The organism is Aquidulcibacter paucihalophilus (assembly GCA_030285985.1).
In the GTDB taxonomy this organism is placed as follows: domain Bacteria; phylum Pseudomonadota; class Alphaproteobacteria; order Caulobacterales; family Caulobacteraceae; genus Brevundimonas.
Window position 1 is genome coordinate 2,912,236 of sequence record CP127384.1, and the last position, 15,316, is coordinate 2,927,551.

17 protein-coding genes and 2 tRNA genes are annotated in these 15,316 nt (G+C 67.9%); 6 read left to right on the forward strand and 13 right to left on the reverse strand.

From position 1 onward, the window contains the following. Window positions 1–168 precede the first annotated feature (168 nt). From rpsA to aroA, 4 genes are all read right to left on the reverse strand, one after another. Window positions 169–1,875, reverse strand: coding sequence for a 30S ribosomal protein S1 (gene rpsA / locus KB221_14360; protein WIY69242.1), 1,707 nt, complete (start codon window positions 1,873–1,875; stop codon window positions 169–171). Window positions 1,876–2,021: 146 nt separating this feature from the next. Continuing rightward, entirely contained in the window at window positions 2,022–2,681 is a 660-nt protein-coding gene (cmk, locus tag KB221_14365; protein ID WIY69243.1) for a (d)CMP kinase, read from the reverse strand. Then, complete coding sequence (locus KB221_14370; protein WIY69244.1) at window positions 2,678–2,959, reverse strand: hypothetical protein; 282 nt, start codon at window positions 2,957–2,959, stop codon at window positions 2,678–2,680. Before KB221_14370 ends, cmk begins: the two co-directional genes overlap by 4 nt. Further along, entirely contained in the window at window positions 2,952–4,262 is a 1,311-nt protein-coding gene (gene aroA / locus KB221_14375; protein WIY70941.1) for a 3-phosphoshikimate 1-carboxyvinyltransferase, read from the reverse strand. The genes KB221_14370 and aroA overlap by 8 nt, the downstream gene beginning before the upstream one ends. Before the next feature lie 137 nt (window positions 4,263–4,399). Between aroA and KB221_14380 the strand changes: the two genes are divergently transcribed. The 4 genes from KB221_14380 (at window position 4,400) to KB221_14395 (ending at window position 6,022) form a co-directional block, all read left to right on the forward strand. Continuing rightward, window positions 4,400–4,858 (forward strand): TIGR02300 family protein, encoded by a 459-nt coding sequence (locus KB221_14380; protein ID WIY69245.1) that lies wholly within the window; start codon window positions 4,400–4,402, stop codon window positions 4,856–4,858. A 168-nt stretch (window positions 4,859–5,026) separates the two neighbouring features. Further along, window positions 5,027–5,102, forward strand: a tRNA-Ala gene (locus KB221_14385). A 150-nt stretch (window positions 5,103–5,252) separates the two neighbouring features. Next, a complete protein-coding gene (locus KB221_14390) occupies window positions 5,253–5,675 on the forward strand; it encodes an Hsp20 family protein (GenBank protein ID WIY69246.1) in 423 nt (140 codons plus the stop codon). A gap of 86 nt (window positions 5,676–5,761) precedes the next feature. Beyond that, window positions 5,762–6,022: a DUF1150 family protein gene (locus KB221_14395; protein ID WIY69247.1), complete on the forward strand. Its 261-nt coding sequence runs from the start codon at window positions 5,762–5,764 to the stop codon at window positions 6,020–6,022. Window positions 6,023–6,276: 254 nt separating this feature from the next. Here the strand turns inward: KB221_14395 and KB221_14400 are convergent, their stop codons facing one another. The 3 genes from KB221_14400 to rpoN form a co-directional block, all read right to left on the reverse strand. Continuing rightward, entirely contained in the window at window positions 6,277–6,744 is a 468-nt protein-coding gene (locus KB221_14400) for a PTS sugar transporter subunit IIA (GenBank protein WIY69248.1), read from the reverse strand. 75 nt (window positions 6,745–6,819) lie between these two features. Next, on the reverse strand, window positions 6,820–7,485 hold the full coding sequence (gene raiA, locus KB221_14405) for a ribosome-associated translation inhibitor RaiA (GenBank protein ID WIY69249.1): 666 nt from the start codon (window positions 7,483–7,485) through the stop codon (window positions 6,820–6,822). A gap of 275 nt (window positions 7,486–7,760) precedes the next feature. Next, window positions 7,761–9,278, reverse strand: a complete 1,518-nt coding sequence (gene rpoN / locus KB221_14410) for an RNA polymerase factor sigma-54 (protein WIY69250.1) — start codon at window positions 9,276–9,278, stop codon at window positions 7,761–7,763. Window positions 9,279–9,437: 159 nt separating this feature from the next. Between rpoN and KB221_14415 the strand changes: the two genes are divergently transcribed. Further along, window positions 9,438–10,751 carry a M20/M25/M40 family metallo-hydrolase gene (locus KB221_14415; protein WIY69251.1) on the forward strand — a complete coding sequence of 438 codons (1,314 nt, stop codon included), beginning with the start codon at window positions 9,438–9,440 and terminating at the stop codon, window positions 10,749–10,751. A 91-nt stretch (window positions 10,752–10,842) separates the two neighbouring features. On the opposite strand, the gene KB221_14420 is transcribed toward KB221_14415, so the two are convergent. The 6 genes from KB221_14420 to KB221_14445 all read right to left on the reverse strand — a co-directional run bounded on the left by KB221_14420 (window position 10,843) and on the right by KB221_14445 (window position 14,168). Continuing rightward, on the reverse strand, window positions 10,843–11,145 hold the full coding sequence (locus KB221_14420) for a GIY-YIG nuclease family protein (GenBank protein ID WIY69252.1): 303 nt from the start codon (window positions 11,143–11,145) through the stop codon (window positions 10,843–10,845). Between the two features lie 122 nt (window positions 11,146–11,267). Next, a complete protein-coding gene (gene lptB / locus KB221_14425) occupies window positions 11,268–12,029 on the reverse strand; it encodes an LPS export ABC transporter ATP-binding protein (GenBank protein WIY70942.1) in 762 nt (253 codons plus the stop codon). A gap of 52 nt (window positions 12,030–12,081) precedes the next feature. Next, the gene (locus KB221_14430; protein WIY69253.1) at window positions 12,082–12,588 is read right to left on the reverse strand and encodes an LptA/OstA family protein; all 507 of its coding nucleotides are present in this window, start codon (window positions 12,586–12,588) and stop codon (window positions 12,082–12,084) included. Then, window positions 12,585–13,241 (reverse strand): LPS export ABC transporter periplasmic protein LptC, encoded by a 657-nt coding sequence (gene lptC, locus KB221_14435; protein WIY69254.1) that lies wholly within the window; start codon window positions 13,239–13,241, stop codon window positions 12,585–12,587. The genes KB221_14430 and lptC overlap by 4 nt, the downstream gene beginning before the upstream one ends. Further along, the gene (locus KB221_14440) at window positions 13,241–13,855 is read right to left on the reverse strand and encodes a ribonuclease D (GenBank protein ID WIY69255.1); all 615 of its coding nucleotides are present in this window, start codon (window positions 13,853–13,855) and stop codon (window positions 13,241–13,243) included. Before KB221_14440 ends, lptC begins: the two co-directional genes overlap by 1 nt. Window positions 13,856–14,081: 226 nt before the next feature. Then, a tRNA-Leu gene (locus KB221_14445) sits at window positions 14,082–14,168 on the reverse strand. 176 nt (window positions 14,169–14,344) lie between these two features. Here KB221_14445 and KB221_14450 point away from each other — a divergent pair. After that, a complete protein-coding gene (locus KB221_14450) occupies window positions 14,345–15,316 on the forward strand; it encodes a complex I NDUFA9 subunit family protein (GenBank protein ID WIY69256.1) in 972 nt (323 codons plus the stop codon).

Genomic DNA, 15,316 nt, shown 5'->3' on the forward strand with positions numbered 1-15,316 from the left:
TAGCCTTCACCTGTCGGGGGAAAAAGGCCCTGCGGGGCGATTCAGCCCCGAAATGTCAGTTAACGGGTGCACGGGCCGGGTGCACCCGCATTTTTGCAGGCTCAAACGCACGAAAAAGGCGGCCGGATTGCTCCGGCCGCCTCATCCGTTTCACCAGGGTGAAGGAGACTATTCCTTCGTGCCGGCCTTTTCGCGCAGGGCGGCGCCGAGGATGTCGCCCAGCGAGGCGCCCGAGTCCGACGAACCGAACTGTTCGATCGCCGCGGTCTCGTCCTTCATTTCCAGGGCCTTGATCGACACCGAAACGCGGCGCGAGGCCTTGTCGATGCCGGTGACCATGGCGTCGACGCGGTCGCCGACCGAATAGCGCTCGGTGCGCTGGTCGGCGCGGTCGCGCGACAGGTCGGACTTGCGGATGAAGGCGGTCGCCGGAGCGTCCTCTTCACCGAACTTGACCTCGATGCCGCCGGTTTCGATCGACGTCACGGTGACGGTGACCTGCTGGCCCTTCTTGAAGGTGTCGCCTTCCATCGGATCGCCGCCCAGCTGCTTGATGCCGAGCGAGACGCGTTCCTTCTCGACGTCGACGTCCAGCACCTTGGCCTTGACGGTTTCGCCCTTGCGGTAGCGCTGGATGGCTTCTTCGCCGGAGACGTTCCAGTCCAGGTCGGACAGGTGCACCATGCCGTCGATGTCGTTGTCCAGGCCGATGAACAGGCCGAACTCGGTGGCGTTCTTGACTTCGCCCTCGACGGTCGAGCCGATCGGGTTGGCAGCCACGAAGGCATCCCACGGATTGTCCTGGGCCTGCTTGAGGCCCAGCGAGATGCGGCGCTTGGAGGCGTCGACGTCCAGCACGACCACGTCGACTTCCTGCGAGGTCGAGACGATCTTGCCGGGGTGGACGTTCTTCTTGGTCCAGGACATTTCCGAGACGTGCACCAGGCCTTCAACGCCGGCTTCCAGCTCAACAAACGCGCCGTAGTCGGTGATGTTGGTGATGCGGCCGGTCATCTTGGCGCCGACCGGATACTTGGCTTCAACGCCGTCCCACGGATCGGTCTGCAGCTGCTTCATGCCGAGGCTGATGCGCTGGGTGTCCGGGTTGATCTTGACGATCTGGACCTTGACGGTGTCGCCGACGGCGAGGACCTGCGAGGGGTGCGAGACGCGCTTCCACGACATGTCGGTGACGTGCAGCAGGCCGTCGATGCCGCCCAGGTCCACGAACGCGCCGTAGTCGGTGATGTTCTTGACCACGCCTTCGCGGACTTCACCCTCTTGCAGCTGGCCGACCAGCTCGGTGCGCTGTTCGGCGCGGGCTTCTTCCAGGATGGCACGACGCGAGACGACGATGTTGCCGCGCGGGCGGTCCATTTTCAGGATGGCGAAGGGCTGTTCCTTGCCCATCAGCGGGCCGACGTCGCGCACCGGGCGGATGTCGACCTGCGAGCCCGGCAGGAAGGCCGAGGCACCGCCGAGGTCGACCGTGAAGCCGCCCTTGACGCGGCCGACGATGGCGCCGTTGACCGGGTGGCCTTCGGCGAACACGACTTCCAGACGGGTCCAGGCTTCTTCGCGGCGAGCCTTGTCGCGGCTGATGACGGCTTCACCCAGGGCGTTCTCGACGCGCTCGAGGTAGACTTCGACATTGTCGCCGAGCTTCGGAATGACGGCGCCTTCGCCGATGCCGAACTCGCGGGCCGGGATGCGGCCTTCGGTCTTCAGACCGACGTCGATGATCAGGATGTCCTTTTCGATGCCGACGACGCGGCCGTGAACGACCTGGCCTTCGCCGAGGTCACGGCCCTGAAGGGTTTCGTCGAGCAGCGCGGCGAAATCATCGCGCGAGGGGGAGAAGCTGGTGTCAGTCATGCGGTGGTTGGGTTTCTAACGGTTATGGCGCGCGACCGAATGGCCCCGCGCGAGGTGAGTGAAACGTGAGATCAGGTCGTCGGGATGCGAGGCCGGTAAAGGTCAGAACGCCCGCGGAAGCCGAGGATGACGCGCTGGATTTGCCTTTAGGGTCCCTGGAGATCCTGCCGGACACGCGCCGCCTCGACGATACGGCGGGCCGCATCGAAGGCGGTCTCTATATCCATATCGGTCGTATCCAGCAAGACGGCGTCTTGCGCCTGCACCATCGGGGCGGCGCCCCGGCCGGCGTCGCGCTCGTCCCGGCGGATAATGTCGGCCAGCATGTCCTCATAGGCGATGACGTCGCCGCGGCCGGTCAGCTGCTTCCAGCGGCGCTTGGCCCGGACCTCAGGGATCGCGGTGATGAACAGCTTGGCCATGGCGTCCGGGGCGATGACGGTGCCGATGTCGCGCCCGTCCAGCACCGCCCCGCCCGGCTGGGCGGCAAAGGCGCGCTGGAATTCCAGCAGGGCGGCCCGCACGCCCGGATAGCCCGCGACCCGGCTCGCCGCCTCGCCGGCGTCGCCGCTGGTCAACCGGTCGGTGTCCTGCAGGCTCTCGGCCTTCAGCGCCCGCGCCACGGCCTCGGCCGCCACGGCGTCATCCAGCGAACCGCCCGCATCGAGCACACCGACGCCGACGGCGCGGTACAGCAGGCCGGTATCCAGATGCGGCAGGCCGTATAGCGCGGCCAGGCGGGCGGCGATGGTGCCCTTGCCGGAAGCGGCGGGGCCGTCGACGGCGATGATGAGGAAAGACGTCATTGATCCGTTGATGCCTTCTCGGACCCCTTCACCACAAGGGCACCGATACCCAGGGCGATGGTGCCGATTGTGGCCAGGATGGTCAGCATGCCCCAACGCAGCAGAAGCGCCGCCCGGAACCCCGCCGGGTCCTCGAGAAGTCGGTACGTCTGGGTCCTGACCCTCACCACCCCATCGAAGCCATCAAGGATGATGCAGGCCAACAGAACGACCAGCGCGACCGTGCAGGTGAACGCCCCATCCTCGAACTGCTTCGCGGATGGAACGGATTCACGCACTGACATCCGCCCCGAGGCCTCGCATCAGCTCCACAAACCCCGGGAAGCTCGTCGCGATCATGCCGGGCTCGTCCACCGTGACCGCCTCGTCCGCCGCCAGACCCAGCACCAGATGGCTCATGGCGATGCGGTGGTCGCCGTGGGTGGTGACGGTCGCGCACCCGCGCACCGGCCCGCCGAAGACGGTGAAGCCCTCCGGCTCCTCCTCGACCCGGACGCCGCAAGCCTGCAGGCCCGCCGCCATCAGGGCGATGCGATCGCTCTCCTTGACCCGCATCTCGCCGATGCCACGCATCACCGTCGCCCCCTCGGCGAACGCGGCCGTCGCGGCAAGCACCGGATATTCGTCGATCATCGAGGCGGCGCGCTCCGGCGGCACGACCACGCCCCTGAGCGTCGAATGTCGGGCGGTGACGTCGCCGACCTCCTCGCCCCCGGCCATGCGGCGGTTCGAGACGGTCAGGTCCGCCCCCATCTCACGCCAGGTCTCGAACAGGCCGGTGCGCAGCGGGTTCAGCATCACACCCTCGACCGTCACCTCGGAGCCGGGAACGATCAGTCCGGCCGCCAGCGGGAAGGCGGCAGAAGACGGATCGCCGGGCACGGCGACGACGGTTCCGGCCAGGGCCTGGCCGCCCTGCAGGCTGACGCGCCAGCCGTCACCGACCGGCAGGACGCCGACCTCGACGCCGAAGGCCTTCAGCATCCGTTCGGTGTGGTCGCGGCTAGGCTCGGCCTCGGTCACCGTGGTGACGCCCCGGGCATTGAGCCCGGCCAGCAGGATGGCCGACTTGATCTGGGCCGAGGCGACCGTCTGGACATAGTCGATGGCCGACAGCCCCCCGCCGGCGACCGCGACCGGCAAACGGTCCTCGGCGTCCTGCCAGTCGAACCGCGCGCCCATGTCGGCGAGCGGCCCCGTCACCCGCTTCATCGGCCGTTTGCGCAGCGAGGCGTCGCCGTCGAAGGTCGTGGTGACCGGATAGCCCGCCGCCGCTCCCATAAGCAGGCGCACGCCCGTCCCGGCGTTGCCGCAGTCGATGACACCCGTCGGCTGTGTGAGCCCGCCCTGCCCCGTCACCCGCCAACGGCCGACACCCAGCCGCTCGACGGTCGCGCCGAACGCCTCGACCGCCCGGGCCGTGGCCAGGATGTCGTCACCTTCCAGCAGGCCTTCGATGTCTGTGACGCCGGTCGCCATGCCGCCCAGGATAAGGGCGCGGTGCGAGATGGACTTGTCGCCGGGTGCCCGCACCCGGCCGGACAGCGCGGGGCTGCGGCGGGCGGTCAGATAGTCGGGAATCGACACCCGGTGCTCTCCGGAAAGGGTCAGCGGGCCCGAAGTCCGGGGCGGCCGCGCGGAGATGGCTTTTGACAGCGGCGTCAGGGGGTGGCAAGGGAGCCGCCCCATTTCCCCACTCCCGCCAAAGGTCTTCAACCGTGGCCAAACCCGAACTGGGCCAGAAGCAGGTCTGCCCGAACTGCCAGGCCAAATTCTACGACCTGGGCCGTCGCCCCGCCCACTGCCCCAAATGCGGCACCGACTTCGATCCGGAGGAGGCGCTGAAGCTGCGCAACCGCCGCGGCCGTCCGGCCGGCTACCCGGCCGATGACGCTGATGAGGATCAGGTCAAGGACAAGAAGGTCGACGGCGACGAGGACGACGAAGAAGAAGCGGTCGCAACGCCCGAGATCGACCAGGAAGGCCACGAGCCCATCCTGACGCCGGACGACGACGACGACGCCCCCGTCGATCCGACCGAAGAACCCGGCATGGGTGAAGCGGTCGAGGACGACGACGTCCTGGCCGACGACGACGACGATTCCGTCCCCTTCATCGAGGACGAGGACGACGATGGCTTCGAAGACGAAATCATCACGCCCAAGGAAGACGAGTAAGGATTTTCGCCCTGTTCCCGGACCGGTTTTCGCTGGTTCGGGAACGACGAAAATAAATGGTTGAACCGGGCTTGATCACGATCAGACCCTGACATAGGTTCCGCCGCCTCGCAGCAGGGCCTCCCGGCCCCCAAGCGATCCGACTGAAAGGCCCAGTGCCTGAGGTTCGGGGCTTTAGCTCAGCTGGTAGAGCGCTTGCATGGCATGCAAGAGGTCAGCGGTTCGACTCCGCTAAGCTCCACCATCGAAGGCCCTGCGGGAAACCGCGGGGCCTTCGTCCATTTCGGCTCCCGTTGATCTCTGCGCCATCCCGCCCCATCTAGGGTCCTGGCCGACGCCTTGCCGATCACGGGGGGCGCAGACGGCCTGAGGCCTGCTTCGGGGGCGAGAGACGATGACGACGCGCACCATCCTGTTCGACAGCCCCTTCCTGCTCGGTTTCGACCATACCCGGGCCCTGATCGACCGCGCCGCCCGCGCCGCGGCGGACAGCTATCCCCCCTACAATGTTGAACAGCGCGGCGAGCGGTCGGTGCGCATCTCCCTGGCCGTCGCCGGTTTCGGGCCCGATGACCTGATGATCACCCTGGAAGGCCGCCAGCTGACCATCGCCGGCAAGCGCGAACCGGCCCCCGAACAGGCCGAACAGGCCTTCCTGCACCGCGGCATCGCCGGGCGCGGCTTCGTCCGCAGCTTCGTCCTCGCCGACGGTCTGGACGTCGATGCGGCGCACCTTGAGCACGGCCTGCTGCACGTCGACATGAGCCGGCCCGAGGATCTGCCCGCCGTCCGCCGGATCCCGATCACAACGGGCTGACCGGCGGCGGATGTCCGGTCGCCGCGTCCGGGGCCGGACCCCAAAGCCCGTTCCGGGCGTTAGTTGAGTACAAGGAGGCGGTCCTGATGACGCCAACCACGATCATGACCAAGGAAGATTTCAGGGGGCTCGGCGCGCCGGACCTCGTCTATGTGCGCGAGATCCGCGCCTCGGACGTGATGGCGGACGTCGCCGCGACCGAGGCGAAGGGCCTGTCGATCGATCCCGAAGCCACCCTCTATGCCGTTCACGGCGCCGACGGCGAACGTCTGGCCGTCATGACGGACCGCGAGGCCGCCTTCGCCGCCGCCGTGGCCCACGAACTGGAGCCGGTGTCGGTTCACTGATCGAGTGGCTGTTCGGTTCATCACAACGGGCACAACGGGATCACAACGAACACGACGGGATCGAACTCCGGTCACGGTCGGACCCCTGCCGCGCGCCTCACAAGATCGCGGCGTACGCCGCATTGATCGAGCTCGGTGCCAGCATGACGGACACGGCCCTGTCAGCCAAAACGGACCCGTGGTGTCCGTTGTGAATCCGTTGTGCCCGTTGTGATGAAACGGTCTCGCCCTCAGGCAAGTCCCGGTACGAGGTTCTAGGCCGCCGTGGCCGGAAGGCTGTCGCGGACGAACAGGGCGCGGATCGCGTCGGTCGTACGGGCCTGGCGCAGTTGCTCACGCATCTCTGACGAGCGCAGCGCCCGGGACACCGCGGCCAGGGCGCGCAGGTGGTCCGCGCCGTCGCAGGGCGGGGCGAACAGGGCGAGCAGGAGGTCCACGGGCCGGTCATCGACAGCGCCGTAGGCGACCGGGGTCTCCAGGCGCACGAACACCGCCGTCACCCGCGAAATGCCCTCAAGCCGGGCGTGCGGCACCGCAACGCCCGAGCCAAGGCCGGTCGAGCCGAGAGCCTCCCGCTCGAGCAGGGCCTCCATGATCCGGTTTTCCGGCAGTCCGAGGGCCTGGGCGGCAGCTTCCGCGACCGTGTGCAAGGCCTGACGCTTTGACGAGGCGCCGCTGCGCAGGACGACAGCGCCGTCCGCCAGCAATTCACCGATGTCCATGAGGAGTTCCCGACTCTGCCCATACATCCCGAATGGGCGGGGGCCCTTTAGACCACCCGCCTCGATTGGGGAAGACTATACGCCGCTACCGTTTACCGAACCGTGTCCATTGATGGACTTCACCGTACGCTCGGGATCGATCCAGCCCACATTGCCGTCGGGACGGCGATAGACAACCGAGATGCCGCCGTGCGCCGCATTGCGGAACAGCACGACCGGATAGCCGGTCATATCCAGCTCCAGCACGGCCCGCCCCACGGTGATGGTGCGGATTTCAGCGACGGTCTCTGCGATGACCATGCCGACCGGCGGCGGCTCGTCCGGCGCGCCCGCATCCCCGAAGGCGTCATCCTCGACGGCGTCGGGGCTGCGCAGAACCATGCTGCGCGCCACGTCACGGGCGGCGTTCTCGGTCTTCTCGGGCGACAGGCCGCGCGGTCCGGCGTGGTGGTTCTTGAGCCGGCGCTTGTAGCGACGCACGCGCTTCTCGAGCTTCTCGAGAGAATCGGAGAAAGCACCGTGGGCGTCGCCGCCCAGGCCGCTCGTGACGATGGCCTCACCCGAAGCGAGGCGGACCCAGCAGTCGACCTTGAAGCCGTGCCCGTCCTTGGACACCACGACCTCGGCCTCCTGCGCCCCTCGCTCGAAATATTTGCCGATCCCGTCTTCGAGTTCCTGGGAGATGCGCGAGCCTAACGCGTCGCCGACATCCACGTGCTTGCCACTGACTTGAACTTGCATGGTGATAGAACGCGACCGTTCCCGGATGGTGTCAACGCCGATCACCGAAATGTGGTGAAGCCTGTTTGTTGGGCCGCGGTCACAAGGCTCTGCCTTGTCGACCCGGAGCCTGTCCTTGGGCCGACCGAAGGTCGGACCCGACGCGGCCTGGCGCTTCTCAGTCTTGAGGGGCCGCGGTCACAAGGCTCCGCCTTGTCGACCCGACGCGGCCTGGCGCTTCGCGCAAGCCTCGCGCTCAAGCAGCGAGCGACCGCGTCGCGAGCGTTAGCGCCCGACTAACCGGTCTTCAGCATCCGCTTGCGTTCCACCGACGAAGGGATCCGCAACGCCTCGCGGTATTTCGCCACAGTGCGGCGGGCGATGTCGATGCCCGTCTCCTTGAGGATCTCCACGATCCGGTCGTCGCTGAGCACGTCGCCGTCGCGGCCCTCGCCGTCGATCATGGCCTTGATCCGGTGGCGGACGGCCTCGGCCGAGTGGGTCGCGCCGCCGTCGGAGGACTGGATCGCCGCCGTGAAGAAGAATTTGAGCTCGAACACCCCGCGCGGGGTCGAGACGTATTTGTTCGAGGTCACCCGGCTGACCGTCGATTCATGCATGCCGATGGCGTCGGCCACCGTCTTCAGATTCAGCGGCCGCAGGAACTCGACGCCGAACGCCAGGAAGGCATCCTGCTGGCGCACGATCTCGGACGAGACCTTCAGTATGGTCTTGGCGCGCTGGTCCAGCGACTTGACCAGCCAGCTGGCCTGGGCGGCGCAGTCGGCGACGAAGGTTTTTTCCACATCCGAGCGCGAACCCGCCGCCACCACCCCGTGATAGCGCTTGTCCATGATCAGTCGCGGCAGGGTGTCAGCGTTCAGCTCGACCTTCCAGCCGCCGGCCGGATCGGACCGCACATGCACGTCGGGGATCACCGTCTGGGCCGGCTCGCCGCCGAAGCCGGCACCGGGCCGGGGCGTCAGCGCCTTCAGTTCGGCGATCATCTCGGCCATGTCCTCGGCGTCGACGCCGCAGACCCGGCGCAGCCCCGACAGGTCCCGCTTGGCCAGCAGGTCCAGATTGTCGAGCAGACAGCCCATGGCGGGGTCGAACCGGTTGCGTTCGATCAGCTGCAGCTTCAAGCATTCGGGCACGGACCGGGCCATGACGCCCGTCGGTTCAAACCCGTGGCAAACGGCCAGAACACCCTCGATCCGTTCGAGCGGCACGCCCAGCCGGTCGGCGATCTCGGCCAGTTCGCCGCGCAGATAGCCGCCCTCGTCGACGCTATCGATCAGGGTCAGGGCGATGGCGTGATCGGAGGACGAGAAGGCTGCCTGCGACGCCTGCGCCTGCAGATGCTCCCACAGGGTCATCTCGCGGCTGTCGGGCTGCTCACGGCCCTCGCCGTCGGGCAGACCGCCGCCCGAGCCGGCGCGCGACCAGTCGTTCAGCCCGACCTGGGCCTCGCCGACGCCAACGTCCTCCATCCGGTCCGAGGTGCGTTCGCCAGGGCTGGCATCGCCATAGACATCGTCGGAGCGGGCATCGAGCGTGCGATCCGCATCCGTCACCCGACCCTCGTCAAAACTCATCTCGGCGGCGTCATGGCTCTCCACGGCCACCGGGGCGTCGATCTCGCCACCGGGCTCGGCGTCCTCGCGCTGCAGCAGCGGATTCTTCTCCAGCTCGGCCTCGACGAAGGCCTCCAGCTCGAGGTTGGACAGTTGCAGCAGCTTGATCGCCTGCTGCAGCTGGGGCGTGATGACCAGACCCTGGCCCTGCCGAATCTCCAGCCTTTGTCCGAGCAACGTTCTTTTTCCCCTGCGCCCAGGGCCGACGCAGCGCGTGGCCCGAAACTTGCTGCGGCCACCTTGTGGCCTGACGGGTTAACGGCGTTCTAAACCGCTGGACCTGCCGCGCGCGCTTTGCTCCCCTGTCCGGACCGTCCGTCACGAGCGAGAGCCCCGATGCGCCCCATCCTTGCCGCCCTGCTGCTCATGGCCCTGCCCGGTGCCGCCTTCGCCCAGTCGACCTTCGCGCCGGTCGTCGACCCGTCCGAACAGACGATGATGCAGACGGTGGCCGCCGAGCATGACCGCCACATCGCCCTGCTGGAGCGGATGGTGAACCAGAACAGCGGCACCCTGAACCTGCCCGGCGTGCGGATCGTCGGCGACATGGTCCGGGCCGAGCTGGAGCCGCTGGGCTTCACCGTCCGCTGGGTCGACATGGCTGACACCGGCCGCGCCGGACACCTGATCGCCACGCATGAAGGCCCGGGCCGCAATGTCCTGCTGATCGGCCACCTCGACACCGTCTTCGAAGCCGACAACCCCTTCCAGCGGTTCGAGCGCGACGGGGCCCGCGCGACCGGGCCGGGGATCGGCGACGACAAGGGCGGCATCGCCGTCATCATCGCCGCCCTGCGGGCCATGCAGGCGGCGGGCACTTTGGAAGATGCAAGCATCACCGTCTTCCTGACCGGCGACGAGGAGCGGATCGGCGCGCCGGCGTCGATCGCCCGCCGCGACCTGGTCGAGGCCGGTCGCGCCGCCGCCTTCGCCCTGGAGTTCGAGAACCTGGCCATCGAGGACGGGACCGACTTCGGCACCATCGCGCGGCGCAGCTCTTCCAACTGGACCCTGACCGCGACCGGCCGCACCGGCCATTCCAGCGGGGTGTTCAACGATGCCCTCGGCTACGGCGCCATCTATGAGCTGGCCCGCATCCTCGACGGCTTCCGCCGCGACCTGCCCGAGCCGAACCTGACCTACAATGTCGGCGTCGTCGCCGGCGGCACGCCCGCCGCCATCGATGCGGAGGGCTTCAGCGTCACCGCCTCGGGCAAGACCAATATCGTCGCCTCGACCGCCATCGCCCACGGCGACCTGCGCACCCTGACCCGCGAGCAGGACGAGCGCGTTCGCGGCCGGATGCAGGCCATTGTCGAGGATCACCTGCCCCGCACCGGGGCGGAACTGGTCTTCGCCGAGGGCGGCTATCCGCCCATGGCCCCGAGCGAGGGCAACCGCGCGCTTCTGGCCCGCCTGAACGCGGTCAACCGCGACCTCGGCCTGCCCGAGATGTCCGAATACGACCCCGCCCGCCGCGGCGCCGCCGACAGCGGCTTCGTCGCCGCCGATGTGGATACGCTGGGCGGCCTCGGCATCGCCGGCGGCAATGCGCATGCGGACGGCGAATGGGTCGATCTGGACAGCCTGGTCCGTCAGGCCCAGCGGGCGGCGGTGTTGATCTCGAGGCTGAGCGTGGGCGGGGAGTAAAATCTTGTCATCCCGGAAGCGCCGCAGGCGCTATCCGGGACGGTGATGCGAGAACGGTCACAAGGCCCGGTCGGCGTCTGCCGAACCGGGCCTAGGCTCCCCTCGCCCGCAGGTCCCCGTACAGATCGGCCCAGCGAGGATTGAACGCCTCGACCAGCGAGAATTTCCATTCCCTGCGCCAGCGCTTGATCCGCTTCTCCCGCAAGATGGCCTGATCGATGTATTGGTGGGTCTCATACCAGACCAGCCGATCGATACCTCGCTCGGCCGTATAGCCCGGGATCAGGCCCTGCTTGTGCTCCGCAACTCGTCGTATGAGATCGTTGGTGACGCCGACGTACAGCCAGCCGCACGGCCCGCTTGCAAGCAGATAGACATAGAAGCGGTTCGGCATCGCCCTGTCTCCCGGCTCGACCCTGACGGGTCGACCGGGATGCGTCAAGGTTGCAAAAGCCGTCCCGGATCGCCGCTTCGCGACGTCCGGGATGACAAGGGAAGAGCAAGCCCTCCCGCAAATTACCCGTACATGTCGCCCAGATAGACCCGGCGCACTTCCGGATCGCGGATCACGTCCTCGGCCTTGCCCTCGAACAGCACGGCCCCGCCCGAGATGATCGAGGCGTGGTCGATGATTTCCAGCGTCTCGCGGACATTGTGGTCGGTGATCAGCACGCCGATGCCCTGGCCGGCCAGATAGCGGATGACCTGGCGGATATCAGCGATGGCCAGGGGGTCGATGCCGGCGAAGGGTTCGTCCAGCAGCATGAAGGACGGCTTGCCGGCCAAGGCCCGCGCGATCTCGCAGCGCCGCCGCTCGCCGCCCGAGAGGCCCGAGGCCGGGGCGTGGCGCAGATGGTCGATACGCAGCTCTTCCAGCAGGCGGCTGGTCTCCTCGGCGATGGCGGCGTGACCCGTATGGTGCAGCTCGACCACCGCGCGGACGTTCTGCTCGACCGTCATGCCGCGGAAGATCGAGGCCTCCTGCGCCAGATAACCCAGACCCATGCGGGCGCGCTGGTACATCGGCTGGGCCGTGATGTCCTCGCCGTCCAGCCAGATGGTGCCGCTGTCAGGCGGGATCAGGCCGGTGATCATGTAGAAACAGGTGGTCTTGCCGGCCCCGTTGGGGCCCAGCAGGCCCGCGACCTGGCCCCGCTCGACATGCAGGGAGACGTCGCGCACCACCTGCCGCTGGCCGAAGGAGCGCGCGATGTGATCGACCCGCAGGCCCGTCGGACGCGCCTCTCCGGCGACCTCCGGGGTGGCGGGGGCCTCGATCACATTGAGGGCTGAGAGTTCCTTGCGCGCCAATGTCAGTCAGAGCCGGGGCTCAGTTCCCGCTGCTATCGGGATAGAAGACACCGCGGATGCGGCCGCCGTTCGAACCGGACCCGCCCGCCATGGTGACCGCCCGCGTCGCCGTATTGTAGGTCAGCCGCCCGCCCGTCATCACATTCTCACCCTGGGTGACGATGACATCTCCCGTCACGACCACTTCATTGTCCGACAGTGTAAAGACGGCCCGGTCCCCGCGGATGGTCTGTTCCGGCGTGACGAAATAGACGTTGCCGCTGGCCTCGATGCGGTCGATTTCACTGTTGACGCCCGAGCCGCTGATGACGTCAGCGCGAAGGCGGTTCTGTCCCTGCACGACTTCAGCCCGGCCGCGCAGCGACAGGCTGTTCGGCGTCGCCTCACCGGCATCTGCGCCATAGGAGATGGCTCCCTGGCCCAGCCGGGGCGCGGTCTGTGGCGTCGTCTGGGCGTCACCCATCGTCGGCAGGGCCAGAAGCGCCAGCGCCGTCGCCGCGATGGTCAGGGTTCTGGTCTTGCTCATTGGGTCGGCCCTCCGGCGCTGATCGTGCCGCGTATCTTGTTTTCGCCGGAGCCTCGAAACTCGACGCGCCCGCCCTGTTCCCGGATGACATAGGACGAAGCGCTGATGGTTCCAAGCGGGCCGGAGCCCTCGACGCCCTTGTTCCCGGTCACAATGCCGGTCGCGGTGTCGACCACCGCCTCGGGCGTGACCAGCGTAAAGCCCGAGCCGCCGTCGGAAATCCGCACGTTCGGGCCGATGGTCACGGTCTTGCCGGCCTCGTCGTAGACGCCGCCGTCGGCGGTCAGGGTGGTCACCTTGCGACCCCCGAGGTTCAGACGCAGGGCCGGGCCGATCAGACGATAGCGGCCCGTATCCGGATCGCGCACGGCCCCTTCGGCCCCGATGACAAAGCTGCGACCGGCGGCGTCCTGGCCGTGGAACCGCAGGGCGTCGAGCCGGATCTCGCGGCTGGTTCCGGCCTTGCGCTCGACGTCGGACATGACGCTGCGCAGGACGATCCAGCTGACCGTGCCGCCGGCCAGGACGATGATCGCCACCGGCAGGACCCGGCGCAGCAGCTGGACCCGGCGCGAGCGCGCGCGGAAGGCCTTGGCCGTCGCGACGACGCGGGCCTCGTCTTCATGCGCGTGGGTGTCGGCGGGATCGGTCATCAGGTGTGCGCGAACACGTCCATCTCGTCCCAGCCGGCCAGATCGAGCGCCGACCGGGTGGGCAGGAAGTCGAAACATTTGCGGGCCAGTTCGGACCGGCCCTCGCGCGCCAGCATCTCGTCCAGCCGGACCCTGGCGGCGTGCAGATACAGAACGTCCGACGCGGCGTATTCCAGCTGGGCGGGCGACAGTTCGGCCGCGCCCCAGTCGCTGGACTGCTGGGCCTTGGACAGGTCAACGCCGACCAGTTCGCGCACAACGTCCTTCAAGCCATGACGGTCGGTATAGGTGCGGGCCAGTTTGGAAGCGATCTTGGTGCAATAGACCGGGCGGGTCTCGACCCCCAGGTGCAGCTGGAACATGCCGATGTCGAACCGGCCGAAGTGGAACAGCTTCAGCACGTTCGGATCGGTCAGCAGGCGCTTCAGGTTCGGGCAGTCATAGCCCGGGCGGTTCATGCGCACGACATGGGCGTCCCCGTCTCCGGCCGACAGCTGCACCACGCACAGCGGATCGCGTCGGAAGCGCAGCCCCATGGTCTCGGAATCGATGGCCACCTCGGGCCCCAGATCGAGGCCGTCGGGCAGGTCGCCTTCGTGGAGGAACACCGTCATTCTTGAAACCCTTTCAGGCCCTCAACTAGCGTGTGGCGGCGGGGATGTCTCCCTCCGGCTTCGCAGGTGGTTGGTGGTTGGTGATTGGTGGCTGGTGGGCGTCTTCAGGACGGGGGTCCGGTGCAGTTGCGGCCCGGCTTCGGGCCAATCACCAATCACCAATCACCCCGCCACAGCCCCAAAACACAAACGGCGCCGCACCGAAGTGCGACGCCGTCTGAATAATTGGTGCCCAGGAGAGGACTCGAACCTCCACGACATTTCTATCACTGGCACCTGAAGCCAGCGCGTCTACCAATTCCGCCACCTGGGCCCAGACGCTTCGCGCTTGCACACGTATTCGTCCGGAAGGCGCGGACCCTTAAGGCAGGGTCCGGGGCCGGTCAACAGGGATTTGCGGCCTTTGCGTTGCGAGCGCCGCGGCCATCGTCTAATCCCCGGCGCGTCGAGGCTTTTCCGGCCTCGCGCCGTCGCCCATCGGAGCCTGTCATGAACGAAGTCGCCCCCGGCCTTGTCACCGTCTTCGGCGGTTCGGGTTTCGTCGGCAGCCAGGTCGTCCAGGCGCTGGCCAAGCGCGGCTGGCGGGTGCGTATCGCCTGCCGCCGTCCTGACCGCGCCTACAAGCTCCAGACCTCGGGTTCGGTCGGCCAGTTCCAGTCGGTGCGCTGCGATGTGACCCGGCCCGAGGACGTCGCCGCGGCCCTGCGCGGGGCCACCGCCGCGATCAATCTGGTCGGCATCCTCTACGAATCAGGTCGCCGCACCTTCCACAGCCTGCACGTCGACGCCTCACGCAACATCGCCGAAGCCTGCGCCGCCGGCGGCGTCGGCCGCCTGGTCCAGGTCTCGGCCATCGGCGCCAGCCCGGAAAGCCGCTCCGACTACGCCCTGTCCAAGGGCGCGGCCGAGATGGCCGTGCGCGAGGTCAAGCCGGACGCCGTGGTCATCCGCCCGTCGATCGTCTTCGGCGCCGGAGACGACTTCCTCAACCGCTTCGCCGCCCTGGCCTCCATGGCCCCGGCCCTGCCGCTGATCGGCGGCGGCCAGACGAAATTCCAGCCGGTCTATGTCGCCGACGTGGCCGAGGCCATCGCCCGCGCGACCGTCTCCCCCGAGGCGGCGGGCCGCACCTTCGAGCTGGGCGGGCCGGCGGTGATGACCTTCGAGGACGTGCTGAAACTGATCCGGCGCGAGACCTATCGCAACTTCGGCCTCATCCCCCTGCCCTTCTTCGTGGCCCGCGCCATCGGCTCCATGGCCCAGCTGACCGCCATGGTCGGCATCGCCCCGGTCCTGACCCGCGATCAGGTCGTGCTGCTGGAGAGCGACAATGTCGTCGCCGACGGCGCCGAGGGTCTGGCCGCCCTGGGCATCGAGCCCACCGGCATCGAGGCCATCGCCCCGTCCTATCTGTGGCGCTACCGGCGCGGCGGACAGTTCGCGGAAGCGCCGGCGGCCTGA

What these genes read in the sequence shown, in the direction of transcription:
- KB221_14430 (WIY69253.1), bottom strand. Translation starts at nt 12,588, where the DNA reads ATGAGCAAGACCAGAACCCTGACCATCGCGGCGACGGCGCTGGCGCTT.
- KB221_14395 (WIY69247.1), top strand. Translation starts at nt 5,762, where the DNA reads ATGACGCCAACCACGATCATGACCAAGGAAGATTTCAGGGGGCTCGGC.
- rpsA (WIY69242.1), bottom strand. Translation starts at nt 1,875, where the DNA reads ATGACTGACACCAGCTTCTCCCCCTCGCGCGATGATTTCGCCGCGCTG.
- cmk (WIY69243.1), bottom strand. Translation starts at nt 2,681, where the DNA reads ATGACGTCTTTCCTCATCATCGCCGTCGACGGCCCCGCCGCTTCCGGC.
- KB221_14440 (WIY69255.1), bottom strand. Translation starts at nt 13,855, where the DNA reads ATGACGGTGTTCCTCCACGAAGGCGACCTGCCCGACGGCCTCGATCTG.
- KB221_14415 (WIY69251.1), top strand. Translation starts at nt 9,438, where the DNA reads ATGCGCCCCATCCTTGCCGCCCTGCTGCTCATGGCCCTGCCCGGTGCC.
- KB221_14400 (WIY69248.1), bottom strand. Translation starts at nt 6,744, where the DNA reads ATGGACATCGGTGAATTGCTGGCGGACGGCGCTGTCGTCCTGCGCAGC.
- lptC (WIY69254.1), bottom strand. Translation starts at nt 13,241, where the DNA reads ATGACCGATCCCGCCGACACCCACGCGCATGAAGACGAGGCCCGCGTC.
- KB221_14390 (WIY69246.1), top strand. Translation starts at nt 5,253, where the DNA reads ATGACGACGCGCACCATCCTGTTCGACAGCCCCTTCCTGCTCGGTTTC.
- KB221_14420 (WIY69252.1), bottom strand. Translation starts at nt 11,145, where the DNA reads ATGCCGAACCGCTTCTATGTCTATCTGCTTGCAAGCGGGCCGTGCGGC.
- raiA (WIY69249.1), bottom strand. Translation starts at nt 7,485, where the DNA reads ATGCAAGTTCAAGTCAGTGGCAAGCACGTGGATGTCGGCGACGCGTTA.
- KB221_14450 (WIY69256.1), top strand. Translation starts at nt 14,345, where the DNA reads ATGAACGAAGTCGCCCCCGGCCTTGTCACCGTCTTCGGCGGTTCGGGT.